We start from the raw sequence: 21,441 nt of genomic DNA on the forward strand, positions 1-21,441 counted from the left end.
CCGCCTACTCGACGAGCGCATCCGGCTTGCCCTTGCTGCGCGGCCGTTCCTCGACCATCTTGCCCCAGACGATCAAGCGGTACTTGCTGGTGAACTCCGGGGTGCAGGTGGTGAGCGTGATGTACCGGCCCGGCCCGGTGAACCCGGAGCCCGGCGGGACCGGGTCCAGGACGCTGGTGTTGTTGGGCGCGGTCACCGGCAGCGAGGACGTCATCTTGTAGACGAAGTACTCGTTCTGCGTCTCGACGACCATCTCGTCGCCCGCCTGCAGCCTGTTGATGTACCGGAACGGCTCGCCGTGCGTGTTGCGGTGGCCCGCGAGCCCGAAGTTGCCGGTCTTCGCGTCGGGCATCGCCGTCTTCAGGGCGCCCTCGCCGTAGTGCCCGACCATGCCCTTGTCGAGCACCTTCTTGTTGCTGACGCCCTCGGCGATCGGCACCACCACGTCCAGCTTGGGGATATGGAGGATCGCGAAGCCCTGCCCCGGCGAGAACACCCCGGGGGCGCCCTTGCCGCTGGCCCAGTCGTCCTGGAGGCTGCTCGCCTCCTTGTCGGCCTGCGCGTGGGCCCGCACGTTCGTCCACCACAGCTGGTAGGAGACGAACAGCAGCATCAGCACGCCCGTGGTGATGAACACCTCGCCGACCGCCCGGCTGGCGATCACGGCCGCGCTCGGCTTACGGGCTCGCTCACGGCGGCGGGCCTCGACGCGCGACAGCGGCCGCTCGTCCTGCGCGGGCGCGTCGGCTCCGTCGTACGACTCGGACACCTCGCCCGGGCCGCCATGACGCCCACGACGACCCTTGGCGGCCTTTCTGCGGGCCGCGCGGCCACCGGCCGGGGATCCAGGGGCGGGAGAGGCTCCTGGGACGCCAGAGACCGATACGGACTCGCCGCCGAACGTGGACGCCGACGACGGCGGTATCCGCAGCGCCACCGTCTCCTCGTCGATGGGCGGCAGGTACGGCTCCCCCGCGTAGGACGCGGATCCTGCGCCGTACTGATCACCGCCGAAGGACTCGTACGGCGCGGTGCCGTACGAGTCCTCGCGCTCGGGGCGCAGCGCGGTCACGCCGTGGCCCTGCCCACCACCGGGGCGAGCCCCGTCGACCTCGCCACCGCGCCCTGGTCGCCGCACTCCACGAGCCAGTTGGCCAGCATCCGGTGCCCGTGCTCGGTCAGCACCGACTCCGGGTGGAACTGGACGCCCTCGACGGGCAGTTCACGGTGACGCAGGCCCATGATGATGCCGTCGTGCGTACGCGCGGTGACCTCGAGTTCGGCCGGGACCGTCTGCGGCTCGGCGGCCAGCGAGTGGTAACGGGTCGCGGTGAACGGCGTCGGCAGGCCGGCGAAGACGCCCTTGCCGCCGTGCTCCACCAGCGAGGTCTTGCCGTGCAGCAGCTCCGGCGCGCGGTCCACGACACCGCCGTAGGCCACCTGCATGGACTGCATGCCGAGGCAGACGCCGAAGACGGGGACTCCGGTGGCCGCGCAGTGGCGGACCATCTCGATGCAGACGCCGGCCTCCTCGGGCGTGCCCGGCCCGGGGGACAGCAGGACACCGTCGAAGCCGTCCTGGGCATGGGCCGTGGAGACCTCGTCGTTGCGCAGGACCTCGCACTCGGCGCCCAGCTGGTACAGGTACTGGACCAGGTTGAAGACGAAGCTGTCGTAGTTGTCGACGACGAGAATGCGCGCGCTCACTGGTTGTCCACCGTCACATCGTTGAAGGGAAGCAGCGGTTCGGCCCATGGGAAGACGTACTGGAACAGCGTGTACACCACGGCGACGACCAGCACGATCGAGAGCAGCGCCTTCACCCACGCGTTTCCCGGCAGATGCCGCCAGATCCAGCCGTACATGCCGTCCCTTCCGTCGCACCACGGCACCTGACTCACGCCGTACGCCACCAGACTAACGGCGCAGAGCCTTCGGTTCGCCTGCCTCCACAGGCTGTGTGGAGTCCAGGTGCGCCCAGACGATCAGCCGGTGACTGTGCCCCCATTCCGGATCGCACGTGGTCAACGTCAGGTACCGGCCCGGACGCGTGTACCCCGACTTACGTGGCACAGCGTCGATCACCTCGACGTCCGAGGGCACGGTTTTGTAAGGGCCTTTGTCGATCCGATACGTGAACCAGGTCGTGCCGTCCGTCAGCACCACCGCGTCGCCGCGCCTGAGCTTGGGGAAGTCCTTGAACGGGTCGCCGTAGGTACGGCGGTGACCTGCGACGGAGAAGTTCCCGGTCTGTCCGAGGCGCGCCGTTCCGGCGTAGTGTCCGAGCCCCTTCTTCAGGGTGTTGGTCGCCGTTCCTTCGAGGACCGGCTTGTTCCACGTGAAACCAAGGCGCGGGATGTACATCACGGCGAAGGGTCTGCCGCTGCGGTACGGCGCCGGCTGGACGGTGGTGGCGGGGCCGGCGCTCGGGGCGGGGCCCGCGCTCTGCCGGGCCCACTGGTCGTGCAGGTCGTCGATCTGGTCGTCCATGACGCGGTCGGCCTGGACGCCGGTCCAGAACAGCACGTAGACGACGAAGAGGACGATGACGGCGCCTACGGTGATGCACAGCTCGCTGAACGTCCTGACGATCACCCGCACCGACACAGGCGCCCCCCGGCGGCTACTTCACAGGCTTGGCGTAGTGCAGATCCACTGTGCCCGAGTAGCCCGGCAGAGTCACCGTGCCGTCCTCGGTGACTTTCCAGCCGAGGCCGTACACGTTCACGTAGACCATGTAGTTCTGGATCGCCGGGGAGTCCGCCAGCGCCTGCTGCAGCTTCTCCGGGTCGCCGACCGCCTGGATCTTGTACGGGGGTGAGTAGACGCGGCCCTGGAGGATCAGGGTGTTGCCGACGCAGCGGACGGCGCTGGTGGAGATCAGCCGTTGGTCCATGACCTTGATGCCCTGGGCGCCGCCCTGCCAGAGGGCGTTCACCACGGCCTGGAGGTCCTGCTGGTGGATGACCAGGTAGTCGGGCTGCGGTTCCGGGTAGCCGGGGAGCTTGGCGGTGGCGTTCGGCGGGGCGTCGTTGAGGGTGACGGTGACGGCCTTGCCCTTGAGCTTCTGGGTGCCGGCGTTCTTCTCCAGTCCCGCGAGCTTGTCGTCCTGGGCCTTGGTGCTGCCGTCGTCGGCCTCGGCCAGCGACTCCACGTCCTCGCGCAGGGTCCCGTTCGCCTCGTCGAGCTCGCCGTTCTTCTGGCTGCGTTCCTCGATGAGGTCGGACAGCCTCAGCAGGGAGGCGTCCGTGCGGATGTTGGTGCCCTTGGCGGTGTTGAAGCTGGTGAAGAAGAGAAGGCCGGCGAGGGCGAAGACACCGACGGTGAGCACCCGCACGGGCCGGAAGCCGCCGCGGCGTCCGGAATCTCCGGAATCACCGGCATCAGGGGAGGAGCCGGTGCCGGAACCCGTTGTACCTGTCCCGGGGGAGTCGGCAGAATTGCTCAACGTACCCTTATCTCCTTCGGCGCCGTAGAAGCACTACGCTAACGGACGCCCGGGGGAGCCCCTCAGTCCCCTAGTACGCAGCCCCCGAGCCCGACCCAGCACCTGCGCGGCCACGCAGCGCATCGACAGGAGAGACCCTCGTGCCGAAGTCACGTATCCGCAAGAAGGCCGACTACACGCCGCCCCCGGCGAAGCAGGCGACCGCCATCAAGCTGAACAGCCGTGCCTGGGTCGCGCCCGTGATGCTGGCCATGTTCCTCATCGGGCTCGCCTGGATCGTGGTCTTCTACGTCACCGACGGCTCGATGCCGATCGACCAGCTCGACAACTGGAACATCGTGGTGGGCTTCGGGTTCATCGCGGCCGGGTTCGGCGTCTCCACCCAGTGGAAATAGGGCCGGTCCCGTAGCTCTGCCCAGGGCTATCCACTGAGTTATCCACAGCGGTTTTCCACATGGGGAAAAGAAAGACGATCTGTGGATAACTCATCGGAGGTTGACGCCGGTGTGACGTAACTACCGGCTGTCACCCCCACTCGAAAAACCGTTCGCCCCCTGCCTGACCTGCACAAACGCGGGTCGATGGCAGAGGGCGCAGCTGTTCCCGCACGTTGTGCACAAGATTCGACACAGACTGTGGACAACAGCGCGCTCAGGTGAGCTGAGCCGTCCTCAGGAGGGTCACGACCACCACGGCGACCAGCATCAGCGCGCAGGTCCCGTACTGCACGAGGGCCCGGCGCTCGCGCGGGGCGTGGACCATGGCGATGCCGATGACGACGCCGGCGACCAGGCCGCCGATGTGGGCCTGCCAGGCGATACCGCTCCACCCGAACGTGATGACCAGGGTGATCACCAGCAGGGCGATGACCGGCCGCATGTCGAGGCGCTGGCGCCGCACCAGCACGGCGAGCGCGCCGAAGAGCCCGAAGATGGCCCCGGAAGCACCGAGCGAGGCCTGGTTGGGCTCGGCGATCAGGTACGTCAGCGCACCGCCGGCGAGACCGGAGACGAGGTACAGCGCCAGGAACCGGGCCCGGCCGAGGGCTGCTTCGAGCGGGCCGCCGATCCACCACAGGCTCAGCATGTTGGACAGGATGTGGATGATGCTGGCGTGCAGGAACATCGAGGTCAGCAGCCGGTACCACTGCCCTTCGGCGACGCCCTGGAGCTCGCCGTACCCGAGGGTGGGCATGATCGCGCGGCCGATCATGTCGAACCGGTCGGTGAAACTGTCGCCGACAGCCTGCTGCAGGACGAACATCACCGCGTTGAGGCCGATGAGGATCTTGGTGAGCAGGTGTGGGTCGGCGGCGATCGTGCCCCCCGCGAGCGTGCGGGGCTGCGAGGCGCTGGGCGGGTGCCCGGTGCCGGAGCCCTCGCGGACGCAGGAGGGGCACTGGAATCCGACGGAGGCGCTGACCATGCACTCGGGGCAGATCGGGCGCTCGCAGCGGGTGCAGCGAATGCCGGTCTCCCGGTCGGGGTGCCGGTAGCAGACGGGCAGGCCGCTGTGCGCGTCGTCCTGCCGGCTGCCAGGCGCCTGGTCCATGGGCTCCCCTAAACAAGTGGAAGAGGTCGTGGTCGTGGTCGGAGTCGTGACGGGGTCGTGGTGGGAAAGGAACCGCCCTGCACATCCTGACGGACGAGCAGGGCGTTAGGTTCCCCATGGTTCGCCTGGGGCGTTTTCGCCGCGAACCCGGCGGGCCCGGACCCGCCCGGCTTCAGACCTGGCGGGTCTCGACGACGACCGACTCGATGACGACGTCCTTCAGCGGACGTTCGGTGCGCGGGTTGGTCGGGACGGCCGCGATGGCGTCCACGACCTTCTGGCTCGCCGCGTCGGTGACCTCGCCGAAGATGGTGTGCTTGCGGGTCAGCCAGGCCGTCGGGGAGACGGTGATGAAGAACTGCGAGCCGTTGGTGCCCGGCCCGGCGTTGGCCATGGCCAGCAGGTAGGGCCTGTCGAACCGCAGGTCGGGGTGGAACTCGTCCGCGAACTGGTATCCGGGGTCCCCGGTGCCGTCGCCCAGCGGGTCACCGCCCTGGATCATGAAACCGCTGATCACCCGGTGGAAGACCGTGCCGTCGTACAGCCTGTCCGAGGACCTCACGCCCGTCTCCGGGTTGACCCACTCACGCCCGCCGGTGGCGAGGTCGACGAAGTTCTTGACCGTCTTCGGGGCGTGGTTCGGGAACAGCCGGACCTCGATGTCGCCGTGGTTGGTCTTCAGGGTGGCGTACAGCTGCTCGGCCACGATCTGCCTTCCGTTGTCTTCCTGTGATCCCCCGATCCTCGCACGCTCGGCGAGGTGCGCCGCCGTACGGCTCGTTCCTGCACGGGAACCGTCGGTTCGGGTACGGAAATGCACTCGACTCGCTCCGGACGGGAGCGGGCGGGGCCGATCCGTGGCATCGTCGGTTTTGTCGGCCTGTCGACGATATGCCCGTCCACCGTATGCCCGCCCGCACATGCCGTGACGGCGCACGGCAGGCATGATCCGTAAAAGGGTGGAAAGTCGAAATACCGTACGCCACCGAGGAGGAGGATCCCGTGACCCGCATCGACAGCGTGCGCGCCGCAACCGGCTCGGCGAAGGACAGCGTGCTGCACGCCGCGGAAGTGGTGGCGCCCTACGCCGACACGGCCAAGGAGCGGGCCGCGCTTTACGCGCATGAGGCTCGCGTACGGCTCGCGCCCAAGGTGTCGCAGGCCGCCGAACAGGCCCGCGTCCAGTACGACGCCCATGTCGCCCCGCGTCTGGAACACGCGATGGAACAGGCGAAGACACACGTCCCGCCGAAGGTAGACCTCGCCGCACAGGAAGCGGCCGCCCGTACCCGCCTGGCGGCGCGGCAGGCCGCCGACTACTCGCGGCCGAGGATCGAGCAGGCCGTGGCCGCGGCCGGGCCCGTCAAGGACGAGGCCACCGCCCGTGGCGTCGCCGCGCTGGCCGCCCTGCGCGGTCAGGTGACGCCGAAGGAGATCGAGAGGCTGGCGCGCAGGCACCGGCGGCGAGCCAAGGCCGGCCGGCTCGCCAAGGCACTGGCCGTGCTCGGAGCCGTCACCGGCGGCGCCTACGCGGCCTGGAAATGGTGGGACAAGCAGGCGAACCCGGACTGGCTCGTCGAGCCGCCGGCCGCCACCGAGGTACCCGCCGTGGGCGGCCTGACATCGGTGGACGGCAGCGCCGACCCGTCGGTCCTCGACCCCGAGGTACAGGCCAAGGAGGCCGAGAAGGACACCGAGAACGAGGCGGCGAACCGCGAGGACCGTAGCTGAGCAGTACCGCCCGCACATCGAAAAAGACCCCTCCCTCCTGCGTTTCCGCAGGTGGGAGGGGTCTTGTGCGTGGAGCCTAGGGGAGTCGAACCCCTGACATCTGCCATGCAAAGACAGCGCTCTACCAACTGAGCTAAGGCCCCGGGAAGGGGACGTCCGGCCGGAAGAACCTCGCACCGGCGGGCGTCGCGAACCAGAGTACCGGGTCACCCGGGGTATCTCGCAAAAAGATTGGGGTCCCCGCGGATGACCACTCTCCGTAAGATGCTCGGACGTGGTTCGCTACAGCGAACCGCGGTTTCTGGGGAAGCGATGGGGAGACGCAATGGACGCCGCACAGCAGGAAGCGACCGCGAGAGCGCGGGAACTGCAGCGGAACTGGTACGGGGAGCCGCTGGGGGCGCTCTTCCGTAAGCTCATCGACGATCTTGGCCTCAACCAGGCTCGTCTCGCGGGGGTACTGGGACTGTCGGCGCCGATGCTGTCGCAGCTGATGAGCGGTCAGCGGGCGAAGATCGGCAACCCGGCGGTGGTGCAGCGGGTGCAGCTGCTCCAGGAGTTGGCTGCGCAGGTCGCGGACGGCAGCGTCAGCGCCGCCGAGGCGACCGAGCGCATGGACGAGATCAAGCGGTCGCAGGGGGGCTCGGTGCTCAGCAACACCACGCAGACGACGAGCAGTTCGGGGGCTCCCACGGTCAAGCGGGTCGTCCGCGAGATCCAGTCCCTGCTGCGCTCGGTGGCCGCCGCCGGCGACATCATCGACGCCGCCGACACTCTCGCCCCGAGCCACCCGGAACTGGCAGAGTTCCTCCGGGTGTACGGCGCCGGCCGCACCTCCGACGCGGTCACGCACTACCAGTCCCACCAGAGCTGAGCCGTCGGCCCGGTCGCCGAAGGGGGTTCGGCAACCGGGCGGGCGGCAGCTCGGGGGGACAACTCGGGGGGACAACTCGGGGGGTTGGCGCAACGCAGCGAGGACACGGGGGTCGTATCGCTCATCACGGGGGTAGCAAGGGGGGAACCGAGGGGACCCGGGGACCAGGGGGAGGAGCGAGGCACTGCCATGGGTGAGGTCTTCGCCGGACGGTACGAACTGGCCGACCCGATCGGACGCGGAGGGGTCGGCGCGGTCTGGCGCGCCTGGGACCACCGCCGCCGCCGCTACGTGGCCGCCAAGGTGCTCCAGCAGAGCGACGCACACGCGCTGCTGCGCTTCGTGCGCGAGCAGGCGCTGCGGATCGACCACCCCCATGTGCTCGCGCCCGCCAGCTGGGCCGCCGACGACGACAAGGTCCTGTTCACCATGGACCTCGTCGGCGGCGGTTCACTGGTCCACCTCGTCGGCGACTACGGCCCCCTCCCCCCGGGTTTCGTGTGCACGCTGCTCGACCAGCTGCTCTCCGGGCTCACCGCGGTCCACGCGGAAGGCGTCGTGCACCGCGACATCAAACCCGCCAACATCCTGCTGGAGGCCACCGGGACCGCCCTGCCCCGGCTGCGGCTGTCCGACTTCGGCATCGCCATGCGGCTGGGCGAGCCCCGGCTGACCGAGACCAACCTCGTGGTGGGGACGCCCGGTTACCTCGCGCCCGAGCAGATGATGGGCGCGGACCCGGACTTCCCGGCCGACCTCTTCGCCGTCGGCCTGGTCGCCCTGTATCTGCTGGAAGGCGCGAAGCCGGACGCCAAGGCACTCATCCAGTACTTCGCGGAACACGGCACGCCGGGCGCTCCGAAGAGCGTGCCGGAGCCGCTGTGGCAGGTCGTCGCCACCCTGCTCCAGCCGGACCCGCAGGCGCGCTTCCGTACGGCGACGGGGGCGCGCAAGGCGCTCGCGGCCGCCGTCGAACTCCTGCCCGAGCCCGGCCCGGACGACGAGATGATCGAGATCTTCGACCAACTCGGGCCGCTGCCCAAGGGGTTCGGGGCCGACGGTCCGTCCGCACCGAGGCCGCGAGCCGGTTCCGATTCCGGTACTGGTACCGGAATCGGAACCGGCTCCGTGCCCACCCGCCCGAACACCCCTCCCGCCCCCGCCCACCCGGGCACCGGCTCGCTGCCCTCCCGTCCGCACCCGGCTTCCGATCCGGCCCCTGCGGGCAGCGGATCGTTTCCCTCGGGGTCGTATCCCTCCGGTCCGGGAAGAGCGGCCGGTCCGGCCCACCCGGGCACCGGCGGCCTGCCCTCCCGGACGGACGGGACTTCCACGCCGTCGGTCGCCGCATCCCACTCCGTACTCGGCTCCGTACCCGGCTCCGGCTCCGTACCCCTGCCGCCCGCGCCACTGCACGCCCCGAACTCCGCACCGACTCCCACCCCCACCCCCGCGCCGGCACCAGCACCCGCGCCCGCTCACGTCCCCTCCATGTCGGACACCGGAAGCTTCCACCTGCCGCCGCCGCAGTCCCCCACTCCGTATCCGTCGGCCTCTTCCGCGCCCGCGTACGAGTCCCCGTACGAGTCCCCCGAGCCGCACGCATCGCACGCACCGCACGAGTCCACGTTCGTGTTGCCCTCCCGTGGGCCACGCGCCGAGGTGTCCACAGCCTCGTACACCGCCCAGGACCCGCAGGTTCCGCAGCCCGCCGCGCAGGCGGTTGCGCCGCGGGGCGGTCGACGCGGTCATCGCGCCGCCCGCCGGGGGCGTCCCGGGCCGCCCGCGAAGGTCGCGGTGCCGCTGCTGCTCCTCGCGCTGGTCTGCTACGCCGTGGGGTTCTGGGCGCTGGCCCGCGTCTGAGCGGCCCTGCGCCGGGCGGTCAGCGTCCACACCCCCAGCACCGTCAGCAGTGCGCTCCCGGTGCCGAGGCCGCCCACGGCGACCGCCCGCATCACGGGGTCACCGCCCGACGCACCGCCCCTCGACGCGGTGCCGCCCACCAAGGGTTCCGGGTCCGGTGCGCCGACGTCGAAGAACCCGCGTGGCACCGACGGCGCCGAGTACCCCGGACCGGCCTGTGTGCCGCCGTCCACCCGGACGCGCAGGGTGAGCCCGTAGGGCCCCTCGCCGAAACGTTGGGCCACCTGCGAGGCCAGGTGCACCACGAGGTAGTACGAGCCGGCGAACCGCAGCGAGTTCGTCGGATCGGTGGGCGCGTACCGGTTGACGTACCGGACCGGCGGCACGGGCGGCAGCGAGGCCGACTTCTGGGTGCCGCCGAAGCCGACGCTCGCGTCCTTCACCTCGGCTCGCACCGGGTTGTAAAGGGTCAGGTCCAGGGCGTCGACCACATATCCGGAGTCCGTGTCCGCGCTGCCCAGGTCGACGGCGGCGGACACCTGCCGGCCCCAGTCGACGGGCACCTTGTAGAAGAGGGTCTGCCCGGGGACGATCTCGTCGCTCCACACGCCCGGCTCCACGGCGGTCGCCCTGGCGAAACCGGCCCCGCCCCGCACCGCCACCGGCTCGGCGACGGGCGGCGTGGGCGTCGCGGAGTCCCACTGCTCGGGCACGCTCGTCGAGACCGCCTTCCGCACGGGCGCCTCGGAGACGGCCGCGAGCTCCAGCTCCCAGGGGTCCTCGACACCGGTGCCGGTGCCGGTGCGCTCGACGACGACGTAGTACGTACCGGGCTCCTGACACACCCCTTTGCCGGGCACGAGTTCGCGCGCGCCCCACGCCGTGATCGGCTGCGGGCTCTTGGACGCGCCCACGCCGGCCGAGTCGTTGGAACATCGGAGGCCGTCGGCGTCCTGTACGGAGACGCTGATCCCGTCGCCGACGGACAGGACGGCTCCCGCGCGCGGGATCGCCGTCACGGAGACGTACACGTTCGACGCACCGTCGAGTTCGAGCCGGTAGTAGGCCTTCACCCGCTTCTCCCGGCCCTGGCTCTGGCCCTCGTCCTGGTTCTGGCCCTGGCCCTCGTCCTGGTTCTGGCTCTGGCCCTCGTCCTGGTTCTGGCCCTGGCTCTGGTCCTGGCTCTGGCCCTTGAGGGAGCTTCGGTACGTCGCGCCGGGGTCCAGGCGTACGGCGTCGCTGGTGCCCGTCGCCGCCGGGGCGCTGCGGACGTCGTCCGCAAAGGCGTACGACGGGACCTCCGGCGCGGCGACGGCGGCCGGCCCTGGCAGCGCCACCGACGACGTGCAGAGCACCGCTCCCACGGCAGTGATCCGCGCGACGGACCGCCGCACAGCCGTCCCACGCCTCGCAAGCCCCGCACGCCGGGCCATCGATCCCGCCCCCTCGCCTTAGACCGAACGTGGCCCATCCTGCCCCGCCCGCGCGCGCGTCACCCTCGCATCCGGCACGAGCGTCCGAAAAGCCCGCTTCTAACCGCCGTCCCGGGAACGCGCAACACAAAACCCCGACCGCAAGCGGCGGCCGGGGTTTGCTCAGTCTTCGGTATCGATACTCACGAACCCGTGGGCACGGAGTCAGTCGCCTCCGTCCACAGATCCTGCTCGGCGCGATCCGCCTGGATCTGGCGGTACACGAGGAGCCCGCCGATGGCGGCCAGTGCGACCAGGAGAAGCTTCTTCACCGCGCGACCTCGTCTTTCCTTGACGTAGGGGACCTCTGGCGCCCGACTATACACACCGGCCGATACCGATCGGTGACCTACGCCCGCCGCTCAACTCCCGCCCTCGGCAGCGCAGTAGAAGCGGATCGCACCACTCCGATCGGAGGGTGATCACACCTCCACAGAGGGTGAGAGTCGCCCCCACTCACACCACTTACTCACCTTTCTCCGCTTCTTCTCCCGTTTTATGGCTTCTTGCGTCCATACGAGTGGTGTTCATCGGAACAACGCCACGCCGCGAGCGTCGGTCCACCACTTCGCGGCCGCCATACACATCATGAGGAAAGTACGCAAATCGCCCAACCCGAAAGTGAGGGGCCATGACCGAGAACCGGGTCATGAAGCTGTGGACCACGATCGTCACCGCCTTCCTCGCGCTGTGCACGGCGCTCGGACTCATCACGACGACCGCCGCGACGGCGTCGGCCCGGACCGAGCCGACGCGCGGCAGCGAGAGCGACGCCACCGCGCGCACGACGGCCTGGCCGACGATCTCGACCCCCCGGGTCTGGCCCCAAGCCCGCTCCCTGCCCCCCACGATGAAACAGCGCATCCGCGCCGAGGCGCACGGCAAGTCCCCCAGCTGCCGTCACCGCGGTCTCCCGGACACGGACCCGGCCGAGCACACCACGACCACCTGCGCCCCCGAGGACCCGGCCGAACCAGCCGAACCAGCCATCCCCCTCCAGCGCTGAGCACCTCCCTCCCCCCCGACGTAACGGCGAACTTGCGTACAGCCCGCACGGACCAGGCCCGGCGGCTCCCCCAGGAGCCACCGGGCCTTCGCCGTGCGTCGTCGCCGACCGCAGCGGCGGGCGAGCGACCGCCGGTCTTCGGTCAGGGCGTCCCGCCTCGCGTCCCCCGGACACGGCGAAGGCCCCCGACCATGACCGGTCGGGGGCCTTCGCCGGGGTGCTCACTGACGCCGTTGGCCAAGGACACAGAACTCGTTGCCCTCGGGGTCTGCCATGACGACCCACGACTGCTCACCCTGGCCGATGTCGACACGCTTCGCGCCATGGGCCTCGAGGCGGGCCACCTCGGCGGCCTGGTCATCGGGCCTGAAGTCGAGGTGCAGCCGGCTCTTCGCCGTCCGGCCCTCGTCGACCCGCACGAACTCCAACCCTGGCAGACGATCGGGCTCCGCGCGGATCTCGAACTCGTCATCGGAGGTGTGGACGACCACCCAGCCAAGAGCCGTGGCCCACCACTGTCCCAAGGCCGCCGGATCCACCGAGTGAACGATTACCTGTTCCCATTCCAAGGTCATCCGCAGAGTCTAGGCACGCCCGCCATCAGCAGACCGCGACCGCTGCTAACCGCAGCCATAGACGCCAAAAACCCCCGGACCAAAGGTCCAGGGGTCTTCTGGCTGGTGGGGCTAACAGGATTTGAACCTGTGGCCTCATCCTTATCAGGGATGCGCTCTAACCAACTGAGCTATAGCCCCGCCGCGCTCTGCGGTGTGTGTCCCGCGCGCTGACTCCTGAAGATTAGCGCACGACGTGGGCAGTCCCAAAATCGATAGTCGCGGGGCCCTCGGGGGAGGTTTGAAACCGCTGCGACGACAAAGCTCACTCGTCCTCGGCGAGCGTCAGCTCGACGCCGCCGACGAAGCCGGCGGAGAGGTTGTAGATGAACGCGCCGAGCGTCGCGAGGGCCGTCGCGAGGACGACGTCGATGACCGCGATGATCGAGGTGAACATCAGGACGTGGGGGAGCGACAGGAACGCCTGGAGGTCGAAGCCGTTCGACTCGTTCGAGCCGGTCGCCTCCGCGATCGTGCCGCCGACCGACGAGAAGACGCCCATCGCGTCCATGACCATCCACAGCACGGCGGCCGCGACGATCGTGCAGATGCCGAGCGCGATGGAGAGCAGGAAGCTGACCTTCATCACCGACCACGGGTCGGCCTTCGACACCCGCAGCCGCGCCTTACGCACGCGGGGCGTGGTGCGGACGCCGGTCCGCGGGCGCCGTACGGCGCCGGCCGGCGCCGGGGGCGCCTGCGTCGGGTAGGCCTGCGGCGGGTGGTAGGGCCCGGCGGGCTGCTGCGGCTGCCGTTCCCCGGGCAGCGGCGAGCCTTCGGCAGGCTGTTTGGCCTGCGCGCCTCGGGTGTCCGTCACGGTTCCCCCCTGGGATCCCTTTGATCCTTGCGTGTCGGGCGAGGACGACGGCGAGGGCGAGTCAGCCACGGGCGCCTTGATGGCCTTCAGCTGGGTCGTGTGGGTGTCCGCCGGACGCCCGTCACCGCCCCCGGCGCCCCGCGCGTCGGTCGTACGCGCGTCCCCCGCCGGCGCGGCGGAGCCACGGCCGCCGCCGTTCTTGTCCGTACCGGCAGACGTACCGGCGCCCGTGGCTCCGCTCACGATGACTCACTCCTCGTACCTACTCGGCCGAGGGCGACTCACCCTCGTCCGTGCCGGTGGTCGTGGCTGCCTCGGCGGAGTCGTCCACGGCGTCCTCGCCGTCGACCTCTTCCGCCTCGCGCCCCGCCTCGGCGTTACGTGCGATACCGACGACGGCATCGCGCTTGCCCAGGTTGATCAGTTGGACGCCCATGGTGTCACGGCCCGTCTCCCTGACCTCGTTGACTCGCGTACGAATCACACCGCCGGACAGCGTGATGGCGAGGATCTCGTCGGTCTCCTCGACCACCAGCGCGCCGACGAGAGAACCACGGTCCTCGACGATCTTGGCGGCCTTGATACCGAGGCCGCCGCGACCCTGGACGCGGTACTCGTCGACAGCGGTCCGCTTCGCGTACCCGCCGTCTGTGGCAGTGAACACGAACGTACCGGGTCGAACAACATTCATCGAGAGCAGCTGGTCGCCCTCACGGAAGCTCATGCCCTTGACGCCCGAGGTGGCACGGCCCATGGGGCGCAGCGCCTCGTCCGTGGCGGTGAACCTGATCGACTGCGCCTTCTTGCTGATCAGAAGCAGATCATCCTCGGCCGAGACGAGTTCGGCTCCGATCAGTTCGTCGTCCGAACCGTCCTCCGTCTCACGGAGGTTGATCGCGATGACACCACCGGCACGCGGCGAATCGTAATCCTTCAGAGGCGTCTTCTTCACCAGACCGCCCTTGGTGGCCAGGACCAGGTACGGCGCCGCCTCGTAGTCGCGGATCGCGAGGATCTCGGCGATCGCCTCGTCCGGCTGGAAGGCCAGCAGGTTGGCGACGTGCTGTCCACGCGCGTCACGCCCGGCGTCGGGCAGCTCGTACGCCTTCGCCCGGTAGACGCGGCCCTTGTTGGTGAAGAACAGCAGCCAGTGGTGCGTGGTGGAGACGAAGAAGTGGTCGACGATGTCGTCTTCCTTCAGCTTCGCGCCCCGTACGCCCTTGCCGCCGCGCTTCTGGGAGCGGTAGTCGTCCGTCTTCGTGCGCTTGACGTAGCCCCCGCGCGAGATGGTGACGACGATGTCCTCCTCGGCGATCAGGTCCTCGATGGACATGTCGCCGTCGTAGGGCACCAGCATCGTCTTGCGGTCGTCGCCGTACTTCTCGACGATCGCGGCGAGTTCCTCGCTCACGATGCCGCGCTGGCGGACCGGCGACGCGAGGATCTGGTTGTACTCGTTGATCTTCGCCTGGAGTTCGTCGTGCTCCTGGACGATCTTCTGACGCTCCAGGGCGGCGAGGCGGCGCAGCTGCATCTCGAGGATGGCGTTGGCCTGGATCTCGTCGATCTCCAGGAGGCTCATCAGGCCCCCGCGCGCGATGTCGACGGTGTCGCTGCGCCGGATCAGCGCGATGACCTCGTCGATGGCGTCCAGGGCCTTCAGCAGGCCGCGCAGGATGTGCGCCCGCTCCTCGGCCTTGCGCAGCCTGAAGCGCGTACGGCGGACGACGACCTCGATCTGGTGCGTCACCCAGTGGCGGATGAACGCGTCGAGCGAGAGCGTGCGCGGGACCCCGTCGACCAGGGCCAGCATGTTGGCGCCGAAGTTCGTCTGCAGGTCCGTGTGCTTGTACAGGTTGTTCAGGACGACCTTGGCGACCGCGTCCCGCTTCAGGACGATCACCAGGCGCTGGCCCGTACGGGACGACGTCTCGTCGCGGACGTCCGCGATGCCGCCGATCTTGCCGTCCTTGACCAGGTCGGCGATCTTCTGCGCGAGGTTGTCGGGGTTGACCTGGTAGGGCAGCTCCGTGACCACCAGGCACTGGCGGTTCTGGATCTCCTCGACCTCGACGACCGCCCGCATGGTGATCGAGCCGCGGCCCGTTCGGTACGCCTCCTCGATGCCCTTGCGGCCCACCACGAGGGCGCCGGTCGGGAAGTCGGGGCCCTTGATGCGCTCGATCAGCGCGTCCAGGAGCTCCTCGTGCGAGGCCTCCGGGTTCTCCAGGTACCACTGGGCGCCCGAGGCGACCTCGCGCAGGTTGTGCGAGGGGATGTTGGTCGCCATGCCGACCGCGATACCGGCCGAGCCGTTGATCAGCAGGTTGGGGAAGCGGGCCGGCAGGACGGTCGGCTCCTGGGAGCGGCCGTCGTAGTTGTCCGTGAAGTCGACGGTCTCCTCGTCGATGTCACGGACCATCTCCATCGACAGCGGCGCCATCTTGCACTCGGTGTAGCGCATGGCGGCCGCCGGGTCGTTGCCCGGAGAGCCGAAGTTGCCGTTGGAGTCCACCAGCGGCATCCGCATCGACCACGGCTGCGCGAGGCGGACCAGCGCGTCGTAGATCGAGGAGTCGCCGTGCGGGTGGTAGTTGCCCATGACGTCGCCGACGACGCGGGCGCACTTGTAGAAGCCGCGCTCGGGGCGGTAGCCGCCGTCGTACATCGCGTACAGGACGCGGCGGTGGACGGGCTTGAGGCCGTCGCGGACGTCGGGCAGCGCGCGGGAGACGATGACGGACATCGCGTAGTCGAGGTACGAGCGCTGCATCTCCGTCTCGAGCCCGACGGGCTCGATGCGCATGGCGATGTCGCCGCCCTCTTCAGGGGTGACGGGAGTGTTCTCGTCGGTCATTGCTGGTGGGGATCCTTCCTGATGCGGTCAGCTGAGACCGACTCAGATGTCGAGGAAGCGGACGTCCTTGGCGTTGCGCTGGATGAAGGCACGGCGCGCCTCGACGTCCTCGCCCATGAGGACCGAGAACAGGTCGTCGGCCTGGGCGGCGTCGTCGAGGGTGACCTGGCCGAGGACGCGGTGCTCCTGGTCCATCGTGGTGACGCGCAGTTCCTCGGCGTTCATCTCGCCGAGACCCTTGAAGCGCTGGATGGAGTCCTCGCGCACCCGCTTGCCGCGCTGGCGGCCCATCTCGATCAGCGCGTCGCGCTCGCGGTCGGAGTACGCGTACTCGATGTCGTCCCGGCCCCACTTGATCTTGTAGAGCGGGGGACGGGAGAGGTACACGTGGCCGGCCTCGACCAGCGGCCGCATGAAGCGGAACAGGAAGGTCAGCAGCAGGGTGCTGATGTGCTGGCCGTCGACGTCGGCGTCCGCCATCAGGATGATCTTGTGATAGCGGAGCTTCTCGATGTCGAAGTCCTCGTGGACCCCGGTGCCGAACGCGGAGATCAGCGCCTGGATCTCCTGGTTCTGCAGGATCTTGTCGATCCGCGCCTTCTCGACGTTGAGGATCTTGCCGCGGATCGGGAGGATCGCCTGGTACTGCGGGTTGCGGCCGGACTTGGCCGAGCCGCCGGCGGAGTCACCCTCGACGATGAAGATCTCGCACTTGGTGGGGTCGTTGGACTGGCAGTCGGAGAGCTTGCCCGGCAGGGAAGCGGACTCCAGCAGACCCTTGCGACGGGTCAGGTCGCGGGCCTTGCGCGCCGCCACGCGCGCGGTGGCCGCCTGGATGCCCTTGCGGACGATGTCCGCCGCCTCGACCGGGTTGCGGTCCAGCCAGTCGTTGAGGTGCTCGTAGACCGCCTTCTGGACGAAGGTCTTCGCCTCCGTGTTGCCCAGCTTGGTCTTGGTCTGGCCCTCGAACTGCGGCTCGCTCAGCTTCACCGAGATGATCGCCGTCAGACCCTCGCGGATGTCGTCGCCCGTGAGGTTGTCGTCCTTCTCGCGCAGCAGCTTCTTGTCGCGCGCGTACTTGTTGACGAGGTTCGTCAGCGCCGCGCGGAAGCCCTCCTCGTGCGTACCGCCCTCATGCGTGTGGATGATGTTGGCGAAGGAGTAGACGCCCTCGCTGTAACCGCTGTTCCACTGCATGGCGACCTCGAGGGACAGGCTCTTGTCCTTGTCCTCTGCCTCCAGGTCGATGACGGTGGGGTGCACCGCGTCTCCCTTGCGGGAGTTGAGGTACTTCACGAAGTCGACGATGCCGCCCTCGTAGTGGTACGTGACGGTCTTGACCTCGTCCTTCTCGTCCGCACCCGCCTCGTCCGCGCCGGCGGTGGCCTTCGCCGACTCGCGCTCGTCAGTGAGTTTGATCGTCAAACCCTTGTTGAGGAACGCCATCTCCTGGAAGCGCCGCGAGAGCGTCTCGAAGGAGTACTCGGTGGTCTCGAAGATGTCCGCGTCGGCCCAGAAGGTGACCGAGGTGCCGGTCTGCTCGATGGCCTCGTGCTTGGCGAGCGGCGCCGTGGGGACGCCCATCTTGTAGTCCTGCGTCCAGCGGTGGCCGTCCGTGCGCACCTCGACGGAGACCTTGCTCGACAGCGCGTTCACCACCGAGACGCCGACGCCGTGCAGACCGCCGGAGACCGCGTAGCCGCCGCCGCCGAACTTGCCGCCCGCGTGCAGCACGGTCAGCACGACCTCGAGGGCCGGCTTGCCCTCGGAGGCGACAATGCCCACCGGGATGCCTCGGCCGTTGTCGGTGACCCGCACGCCACCGTCGGCCAGGATCGTCACGTCGATGGTGTCCGCGTGGCCGGCCAGCGCCTCGTCGACCGAGTTGTCGACGACCTCGTACACGAGGTGGTGCAGACCGCGCTCACCGGTGGAGCCGATGTACATACCGGGTCGCTTGCGGACCGCGTCCAGACCCTCGAGGACGGTAATGGCGCTGGCGTCGTAGGAGGCGGTGACCTCGTGGCTCGAGGTGCTTGCCTCGCTGTTCGCGCCGGCGTCGGTGGACGGGATGTTCTCGTTGGGGTTGCCGGAATCGGCCACGAAGCGCCCTTTCTGGCACAGCACCAGCCAGGCTCGTCGGCAGGTTGCCGGAGCGGCTGCGGCATGTTGCGTTGGTAAGCCTTGATCAGCGTTGCTCAGCTTTTCCCGGGCGGTCCCCACGTTCGGGGCGGGATTGGCTTCAGTCTACCGGTAGCACCGACAGTGATGGGGGTTTGCCGGTACCTGAGTCCGCATGTGCCGCCCTCAACCGGTCTCTTCCGGGTCCCGATATGCGGATGGGGGCTCCAAGAGGCTCACGGAGGCACTCAGCGCTTCCGGGTGTCAACCCTTGGCTACTTGGGAGTCAGGTCCGAATGAGCCGCCGCGGGCGGGCACTCACGACGAAGGCCGGGCGGTCGTCTCGGGACCGTCCCGGCCTTCAAACACGTGACGCACGTCACCCGTAGGTGTCGCCGGGTCCGGTGCTTCCAGGGGCCCTGAGGGGGCCGTAGCGGCGCTGGGGGCCACCGGGACCCAGGACCTTGATCAGCCGTACCGCGCCATGCCCCAGATCCTCGTTGAGGCGCGCCACCAGCGTCGGCGCGAGCAGCCTGAGGTTCGTCGCCCAGGCCGTCGAGTCGCAGCGCACGATCAGCACCCGCTCGTCCTCGTCGTAGCGCTCCGGCACGCAGTGCTTGGCCACGTCCTCGCCGACGATCTGCGGCCACCGGCCCATCACACCGCCCACCGCGGCCGGCGCCTCCCAGCCGCGCTCGGTGAGCAGCCGGTTGATCGCGGCGCCCAGCGCCATCGGGTCGCGGCCGTCAGCGCGCGCGCCGGAGCGCAGACCGCCCCCGCGCCGGGCCTGCTTCTTCTGCTGTGCCGCGTCCCCACGCGCGCGTGCCTGCTCGCGGGCCGCCCTGAGCGCCACGCGCGCGAGGTCGACGCCGGACGGCTCGGTCGCCTTCTTCGGGGCCGACTCGTCGGCGGTCATAGGCGCTCCACCGTCCCCTCGGACACCGTGTACCGCGCCCCGGCCAGCACATGCGGTACGTCGTCGTCGACGGCGGCCGTCACCAGCACCTGCTCGCCGGGCGCGACCAGTTCGGCCAGCCGCTCCCGCCGCCGGGCGTCCAGTTCGGCGAAGACGTCGTCCAGGACCAGCACCGGTTCGTTGCCCTCGGCCCGCAGCAGGTCGTAGGAGGCCAGCCGCAGGGCGAGCGCGTAGGACCAGGACTCGCCGTGGGAGGCGTATCCCTTGGCGGGCATGGAGCCGAGTTTGAGAATCACATCGTCCCGATGGGGCCCCACGAGGGTGACGCCCCGCTCGATCTCCTGCTTACGGACCTCCGCGAGCGCGGCCATCAGCTGCTCGTAGAGGTCCTCACGCGTGTGCGCCTCGCCCGGCGCCGACGGCTTGTACTCCAGGGCCACCGGACCGCCGCCCGGGGCCAGTTGCTCATACGCCTTGTCCGCCAGCGGCTGAAGCGCGGCCACCAGGTCGAGCCGCTGGGCGAACAACTCGGCGCCCACGCGCGCGAGGTGCTGATCCCACACGTCCAGGGTCGACAGGTCCATGGAGCGACCGCCGTGCCGTCGTGCGAGCGCGGCCGACTTCAGGAGGGTGTTGCGCTGCTTGAGCACCCGCTCGTAGTCGGAGCGCACGCCCGCCATGCGCGGGGAGCGCGCGGTGATCAGCTCGTCCAGGAAGCGGCGCCGCTCACCGGGATCGCCCTTGATCAGCGCGAGATCCTCGGGCGCGAACAGCACGGTCCGTACGATGCCCAGCACGTCGCGGGGCCTGACCTGCGAGGACCTGTTGATGCGGGCGCGGTTGGCCTTGCCCGGGTTCAGCTCCAGCTCGACCAGCTGCTGCCGCTCGCCCTGCTTGACCTGCGCCCGGATGATCGCGCGGTCGGCGCCCAGGCGGACCAGGGGCGCGTCCGAGGCGACCCGGTGGCTGCCCAGCGTGGCGAGGTAGCCGACGGCCTCGACGAGGTTGGTCTTGCCCTGCCCGTTGGGTCCCACGAAGGCGGTGACGCCCGGGTCGAGCGGAACTTCGACCCGGGCGTACGAGCGGAAGTCGGCCAGCGACAGATGCGTGACGTGCATGGTCGTTCGCCGACCTCCCCCAGGGTTGTGGATCGCGGGGCGACCCTGTGGATTACTTCTTCTCGACGGCGTGGCCGCCGAACTGGTTGCGCAGCGCCGCGATCATCTTCATCTGCGGCGAGTCCTCCTGCCGGGAGGCGAACCGCGCGAACAGCGAAGCCGTGATCGCGGGCAGCGGCACGGCGTGGTCGATCGCGGCCTCCACGGTCCAGCGGCCCTCGCCGGAGTCCTGTGCGAAGCCGCGCAGCCTGTCGAGGTGCTCGTCCTCGTCGAGGGCGTTGACGGCCAGGTCGAGCAGCCAGGAACGGATGACCGTGCCCTCCTGCCAGGAGCGGAAGACCTCGCGCACATCCGTGACGGAGTCGACCTTCTCCAGCAGCTCCCAGCCCTCGGCGTAGGCCTGCATCATGGCGTACTCGATGCCGTTGTGGACCATCTTCGCGAAGTGGCCTGCGCCGACCTTGCCGGCGTGCACCGCGCCGAAGTCGCCCTCGGGCTTGAGCGCGTCGAAGACCGGCTGCACCTTGGCGACGTTCTCCGCGTCGCCGCCGTACATCAGCGCGTAGCCGTTCTCCAGGCCCCAGACGCCGCCTGAGACACCGCAGTCGACGAAGCCGATGCCCTTGGCGGCGAGCTCCTCGGCATGCTTCTCGTCGTCCGTCCAGCGGGAGTTGCCGCCGTCCACGACGACGTCGCCCGGCTCCAGCAGCTCGGCGAGCTCGTCGACGGTCGACTGCGTGGCGGCGCCGGCCGGGACCATCACCCAGACCACGCGCGGGCCCTTGAGCTTGCCCACAAGCTCTTGGAGGCTGTGGACATCGGCGAGGTCCGGGTTGCGGTCGTATCCGACGACGGTGTGGCCGGCGCGGCGGATCCGCTCGCGCATGTTGCCGCCCATCTTGCCGAGGCCGACGAGACCGAGCTCCATCAGTTGTTCCTTAGGTCGCTGTGTGGCGTGTGGGGCACCTTCGTACCCATGTCCGAGCCTAAACCCGGACGGCCACGCACACCTGTGGGCATACGCGCTCAGACGTGCTGCCCATCTCGCCGCTC

General features: G+C 69.4%; 21 protein-coding genes and 2 tRNA genes. 5 read left to right on the plus strand and 18 right to left on the minus strand.

Going from position 1 to position 21,441, the window contains the following annotated elements; all coding sequences use genetic code 11:
* Positions 1-4: 4 nt before the first annotated feature.
* Genes B5557_RS22365 through B5557_RS22385 form a run of 5 tightly spaced genes read right to left on the minus strand, consistent with a single transcriptional unit; the run spans position 5 to position 3,448 of the window.
* Entirely contained in the window at positions 5-1,072 is a 1,068-nt protein-coding gene (locus tag B5557_RS22365) for a class E sortase (RefSeq protein WP_079661145.1), read from the minus strand.
* Positions 1,069-1,707 (minus strand): aminodeoxychorismate/anthranilate synthase component II, encoded by a 639-nt coding sequence (locus B5557_RS22370; protein ID WP_079661146.1) that lies wholly within the window; start codon positions 1,705-1,707, stop codon positions 1,069-1,071. Before B5557_RS22370 ends, B5557_RS22365 begins: the two co-directional genes overlap by 4 nt.
* The gene (locus B5557_RS22375; RefSeq protein ID WP_173877623.1) at positions 1,704-1,901 is read right to left on the minus strand and encodes a hypothetical protein; all 198 of its coding nucleotides are present in this window, start codon (positions 1,899-1,901) and stop codon (positions 1,704-1,706) included. Before B5557_RS22375 ends, B5557_RS22370 begins: the two co-directional genes overlap by 4 nt.
* Positions 1,902-1,917: 16 nt before the next feature.
* Positions 1,918-2,601: a class E sortase gene (locus B5557_RS22380; protein WP_079664933.1), complete on the minus strand. Its 684-nt coding sequence runs from the start codon at positions 2,599-2,601 to the stop codon at positions 1,918-1,920.
* Positions 2,602-2,623: 22 nt separating this feature from the next.
* Complete coding sequence (locus B5557_RS22385) at positions 2,624-3,448, minus strand: DUF881 domain-containing protein (RefSeq protein ID WP_079661148.1); 825 nt, start codon at positions 3,446-3,448, stop codon at positions 2,624-2,626.
* 140 nt (positions 3,449-3,588) lie between these two features.
* On the opposite strand from B5557_RS22385, the gene crgA reads away from it, so the two are divergent.
* Positions 3,589-3,843: a cell division protein CrgA gene (gene crgA / locus B5557_RS22390; RefSeq protein ID WP_079661149.1), complete on the plus strand. Its 255-nt coding sequence runs from the start codon at positions 3,589-3,591 to the stop codon at positions 3,841-3,843.
* Positions 3,844-4,099: 256 nt separating this feature from the next.
* Here crgA and B5557_RS22395 read toward each other — a convergent pair whose 3' ends face one another.
* Both B5557_RS22395 and B5557_RS22400 read right to left on the minus strand, forming a co-directional pair.
* Entirely contained in the window at positions 4,100-4,999 is a 900-nt protein-coding gene (locus B5557_RS22395) for a rhomboid family intramembrane serine protease (RefSeq protein ID WP_079661150.1), read from the minus strand.
* A 172-nt stretch (positions 5,000-5,171) separates the two neighbouring features.
* Positions 5,172-5,705: a peptidylprolyl isomerase gene (locus B5557_RS22400; RefSeq protein WP_079661151.1), complete on the minus strand. Its 534-nt coding sequence runs from the start codon at positions 5,703-5,705 to the stop codon at positions 5,172-5,174.
* A 296-nt stretch (positions 5,706-6,001) separates the two neighbouring features.
* On the opposite strand from B5557_RS22400, the gene B5557_RS22405 reads away from it, so the two are divergent.
* Complete coding sequence (locus tag B5557_RS22405) at positions 6,002-6,730, plus strand: DUF5324 family protein (RefSeq protein ID WP_079661152.1); 729 nt, start codon at positions 6,002-6,004, stop codon at positions 6,728-6,730.
* A 70-nt stretch (positions 6,731-6,800) separates the two neighbouring features.
* On the opposite strand, the gene B5557_RS22410 is transcribed toward B5557_RS22405, so the two are convergent.
* Positions 6,801-6,873 (minus strand) — tRNA-Ala (locus B5557_RS22410).
* Between the two features lie 182 nt (positions 6,874-7,055).
* Between B5557_RS22410 and B5557_RS22415 the strand changes: the two genes are divergently transcribed.
* Positions 7,056-7,604 carry a helix-turn-helix domain-containing protein gene (locus B5557_RS22415; protein WP_079661153.1) on the plus strand — a complete coding sequence of 183 codons (549 nt, stop codon included), beginning with the start codon at positions 7,056-7,058 and terminating at the stop codon, positions 7,602-7,604.
* 189 nt (positions 7,605-7,793) lie between these two features.
* The gene (locus B5557_RS22420; RefSeq protein WP_079661154.1) at positions 7,794-9,467 is read left to right on the plus strand and encodes a serine/threonine-protein kinase; all 1,674 of its coding nucleotides are present in this window, start codon (positions 7,794-7,796) and stop codon (positions 9,465-9,467) included.
* Here the strand turns inward: B5557_RS22420 and B5557_RS22425 are convergent.
* Positions 9,431-10,831 (minus strand): hypothetical protein, encoded by a 1,401-nt coding sequence (locus B5557_RS22425; protein WP_197697259.1) that lies wholly within the window; start codon positions 10,829-10,831, stop codon positions 9,431-9,433. The genes B5557_RS22420 and B5557_RS22425 overlap by 37 nt on opposite strands.
* A 251-nt stretch (positions 10,832-11,082) precedes the next feature.
* Positions 11,083-11,211 (minus strand): DLW-39 family protein, encoded by a 129-nt coding sequence (locus tag B5557_RS22435; protein WP_003999697.1) that lies wholly within the window; start codon positions 11,209-11,211, stop codon positions 11,083-11,085.
* A 359-nt stretch (positions 11,212-11,570) separates the two neighbouring features.
* Between B5557_RS22435 and B5557_RS22440 the strand changes: the two genes are divergently transcribed.
* On the plus strand, positions 11,571-11,945 hold the full coding sequence (locus tag B5557_RS22440) for a DUF6344 domain-containing protein (protein WP_079661156.1): 375 nt from the start codon (positions 11,571-11,573) through the stop codon (positions 11,943-11,945).
* Positions 11,946-12,166: 221 nt separating this feature from the next.
* Here the strand turns inward: B5557_RS22440 and B5557_RS22445 are convergent, their stop codons facing one another.
* The 8 genes from B5557_RS22445 to gnd form a co-directional block, all read right to left on the minus strand.
* A complete protein-coding gene (locus B5557_RS22445) occupies positions 12,167-12,520 on the minus strand; it encodes a VOC family protein (RefSeq protein ID WP_079661157.1) in 354 nt (117 codons plus the stop codon).
* A 103-nt stretch (positions 12,521-12,623) separates the two neighbouring features.
* A tRNA-Ile gene (locus B5557_RS22450) sits at positions 12,624-12,700 on the minus strand.
* A gap of 124 nt (positions 12,701-12,824) precedes the next feature.
* Positions 12,825-13,619, minus strand: a complete 795-nt coding sequence (locus B5557_RS22455) for a DUF3566 domain-containing protein (RefSeq protein WP_079661158.1) — start codon at positions 13,617-13,619, stop codon at positions 12,825-12,827.
* Positions 13,620-13,638: 19 nt separating this feature from the next.
* Positions 13,639-16,233: a DNA gyrase subunit A gene (gyrA, locus tag B5557_RS22460; protein WP_079661159.1), complete on the minus strand. Its 2,595-nt coding sequence runs from the start codon at positions 16,231-16,233 to the stop codon at positions 13,639-13,641.
* A gap of 42 nt (positions 16,234-16,275) precedes the next feature.
* Positions 16,276-18,336, minus strand: a complete 2,061-nt coding sequence (gyrB, locus tag B5557_RS22465) for a DNA topoisomerase (ATP-hydrolyzing) subunit B (protein ID WP_180291564.1) — start codon at positions 18,334-18,336, stop codon at positions 16,276-16,278.
* 397 nt (positions 18,337-18,733) lie between these two features.
* Positions 18,734-19,270 carry a DUF721 domain-containing protein gene (locus B5557_RS22470; RefSeq protein WP_079661161.1) on the minus strand — a complete coding sequence of 179 codons (537 nt, stop codon included), beginning with the start codon at positions 19,268-19,270 and terminating at the stop codon, positions 18,734-18,736.
* Entirely contained in the window at positions 19,267-20,388 is a 1,122-nt protein-coding gene (gene recF / locus B5557_RS22475; protein ID WP_079661162.1) for a DNA replication/repair protein RecF, read from the minus strand. The genes B5557_RS22470 and recF overlap by 4 nt, the downstream gene beginning before the upstream one ends.
* Before the next feature lie 52 nt (positions 20,389-20,440).
* Positions 20,441-21,316 carry a phosphogluconate dehydrogenase (NAD(+)-dependent, decarboxylating) gene (gene gnd, locus B5557_RS22480; RefSeq protein WP_079661163.1) on the minus strand — a complete coding sequence of 292 codons (876 nt, stop codon included), beginning with the start codon at positions 21,314-21,316 and terminating at the stop codon, positions 20,441-20,443.
* Positions 21,317-21,441 lie beyond the last annotated feature (125 nt).

Origin of the sequence: Streptomyces sp. 3214.6 (assembly GCF_900129855.1) — a bacterium.
GTDB classification, from domain to species: domain Bacteria; phylum Actinomycetota; class Actinomycetes; order Streptomycetales; family Streptomycetaceae; genus Streptomyces; species Streptomyces soliscabiei.